This is a genomic window from Micromonospora sp. D75, assembly GCF_018070405.1.
GTDB classification, from domain to species: Bacteria; Actinomycetota; Actinomycetes; order Mycobacteriales; family Micromonosporaceae; genus Micromonospora; species Micromonospora chalcea.
Genome location: NZ_JAGPXV010000742.1, coordinates 1 through 2,657 on the forward strand (window position 1 = coordinate 1; position 2,657 = coordinate 2,657).

General features: G+C 73.7%; 2 protein-coding genes and 1 pseudogene. 2 read left to right on the forward strand and 1 reads right to left on the reverse strand.

Translation table 11 applies throughout. The annotated features are described in order from the left end of the window. The first annotated feature begins 61 nt into the window (after positions 1 to 61). Together KBX39_RS28440 and KBX39_RS28445 are read left to right on the forward strand one after the other, a co-directional pair. Positions 62 to 895, forward strand: a complete 834-nt coding sequence (locus KBX39_RS28440) for a hypothetical protein (RefSeq protein WP_312247502.1) — start codon at positions 62 to 64, stop codon at positions 893 to 895. Beyond that, positions 876 to 1,913 (forward strand): 3-dehydroquinate synthase, encoded by a 1,038-nt coding sequence (locus KBX39_RS28445; protein WP_187693314.1) that lies wholly within the window; start codon positions 876 to 878, stop codon positions 1,911 to 1,913. The genes KBX39_RS28440 and KBX39_RS28445 overlap by 20 nt, the downstream gene beginning before the upstream one ends. Positions 1,914 to 2,014: 101 nt before the next feature. Here KBX39_RS28445 and KBX39_RS28450 read toward each other — a convergent pair. After that, positions 2,015 to 2,657 (reverse strand): annotated as a pseudogene (locus tag KBX39_RS28450) (ATP-grasp domain-containing protein); the annotation flags it as partial.

Sequence of the window (2,657 nt, forward strand, 5' to 3'; positions counted from 1 at the left end):
CGATGATGGGGCGACCCCCGCGGACCGTCGAATCCCGTGCTCCACCCGCCCGTCAGCCGAGGTGCCGTCGTTGGAACGCTGCTGGTTGTTCGCCCGTTCGGTCGTACCGGCCGGCGGCTGCCCGGGCACGCGGCTGACCGAGCTGGTCGGCACCGTCCTGACCGGGCTGGTCGCCGCCGCCCGCCGGGCCGATCCCGGCATGGACTGGTTCTTCGACCCGGAGGACTCCCCCGCCGGGCGGCTGAGCCTCGGCTTCCATGCCGCGCCCGCCGCGCTCGACGCGGTACGGGCGGGACTGCTCGCGTACGACCCGGGAGCGTCCCTCGCCAGCGACCGGTACGTCGTGCGCGACCCCGCGCGGGGCGGCCCGCTCGCGTTCGCGGGCAGCGAACTGGCCCTCACCCTGCTCGGCGGCGACGTGCCCTGGCTGGCCGGCGGCGAGTTGCCGCTGGCCGTGGCGCACCTGCGGCACCTGACCGGGCTGATGCCGGCGGCCGACCGCCTGGCGTTCCTGTTCCTGCACTGGCAGGAACGCAGCCAGCGGCTCACCGGCGCGCAGCGGCGGGACCTGGCCGCGCAGGCCGACGCCGGGGCGGAGAAGATCGTCCTGTCGGCCGGTGACCTACCGCTGGGCGGGGACGTGGCAGTGGCGTGGCAGCGCTACCTGGACCGGGTGACCGACGTGGTGGGCCACGACCACCCGACGGCGCCTCCCGGGTTCCTGCTGGCGCACCACGCGCAGCTCACCCACGATCGGTGGGGCATCCGGCCGGAGGTCGACTCGCTGGCCGCGCTGGCGCTGCGCCTGTCGATGGTGCGGGGCAGCCCGGCCGCGACCGCGCCGGCCCGCGTTCCGCAGAGGAGGCAGCAACCACATGCACACGCCGGTACCTGACCGTCCCGCCAGCGAGCCGGCCCGCGTCGAGGTGGCACTCGGGGAACGGTCGTACCCGGTGCTGATCGGTCCCGGCGTACGCCACCGGCTCCCGGCGGAGGTGGCGCGGATCGGCGCCCAGCGGGTCGTGGTGGTCTCGGCCCGGCCACCGGAGTGGACGCCCGACCCGGGCGTGCCGCACCGGGTGGTGCCGGCCCGCGACGGCGAGCACGACAAGAACCTGACCACTGTGGAACAGCTCTGCCGGGCGTTCGCCGAGTTCGGGCTGAGCCGGACGGACGCGGTGGTCTCGTGCGGCGGCGGCACCACCACGGACGTGGTCGGGCTGGCCGCCGGCCTCTACCACCGGGGCGTACCGGTGATCCACCTGCCGACCTCGCTGCTGGCCCAGGTGGACGCCAGCGTCGGTGGGAAGACCGCCGTCAACCTGCCGGAGGGCAAGAACCTCGTGGGCGTGTACTGGCAGCCCCGGGCGGTGCTCTGCGACACCGAGCACCTGGGGACGCTGCCGCAGCGGGAGTGGCGCAACGGGTACGGGGAGATCGCCCGGGCGCACTTCATCGGCGCCGGTGATCTGCGTGACCGGCCGGTGGCGGAGCAGATCGCCGCGTCGGTGGCGTTGAAGGCCCGGGTGGTGGCCGCGGACGAGCGGGACTCCGGCCTGCGGCACATCCTCAACTACGGCCACACGCTCGGGCACGCGTTGGAGCGGGCCACCGACTTCGGCCTGCGCCACGGTGAGGCGGTCGGCGTCGGCACGGTCTTCGCGGGCCGGCTGGCCGGCGTCCTCGGCCGGATACCGGCCGACCGGGTGGCCGAGCACCACGACGTGGTGGCGGGCTACGGGCTCGACACCACGCTGCCCGGCGGCGTCGACCACGACGAGCTGATCACGCTGATGCGCCGGGACAAGAAGGCCACCTCGGGCCTGTCCTTCGTCCTGGACGGACCGGGCGGAGTCGAACTGGTCGCCCGCGTCCCCGAGGACGCTGTGCGTACCGCACTTTCCGGCATGTGAGGCCGACACCGCCGGGTGCCCGTTCGCCGGCCGGCGCCGCGGGGGCGGCCGGGCCGGCGAACGGATGACGAGCCGCCGGAGCCGAGCCCCGGACCGGCGCGTCAGGTGCCCAGGGCCCGCTGGATCTGCGCCACCAGCACGCCGCAGGCGTACCGGTCCGCGGCCCCGACCATGCCGACGATGGTCGCCGGCAGCGGGCCGTTGTCCGTCTCCGCCGGGTCGTGATGCATGAACACGACGAACTGCCCCCGGTCGATGAACGGCGCGAGGATCGGTTCGGCGTCGACGCCGGGGGCCAGTGAGAAGAACGTGGTCATGGCGCACGGATGCCGGCCCAGCAGCGAGCTGCGGTGCAGCAGCGAGGTGGTGGCCCCGCTGACCCGGAAGTTCGGGTCGATGACCCGCAGGGCGCCGTCGCGGCCGATCCCGGCGTCGAAGGAGCAGTAGCCCCGGTACCCGAGCGCGCTGGCCTTTCGGACCCCTACGGTCAGCGCTTCGACCAGCTCCTCCGGGGGCTGGTCGTCGTCCATCACACAACCGACCCACGTCGAGGTGGGCTGCGGCAGGTGTACCGACGATCCGAAGTAGTGCACCGATCCGCTCTCGGTCACGCCGAACTGGATACCCCAGATCGTCTGGAAGGGCACCTCCTCCTCGACGATCCACTGCTCGCTCACCTGTTCCAACTGGTTGAACAGGGACCGGTTCCGCCGGTCCGCCAACCGACGGGTGAAGATCGCAATT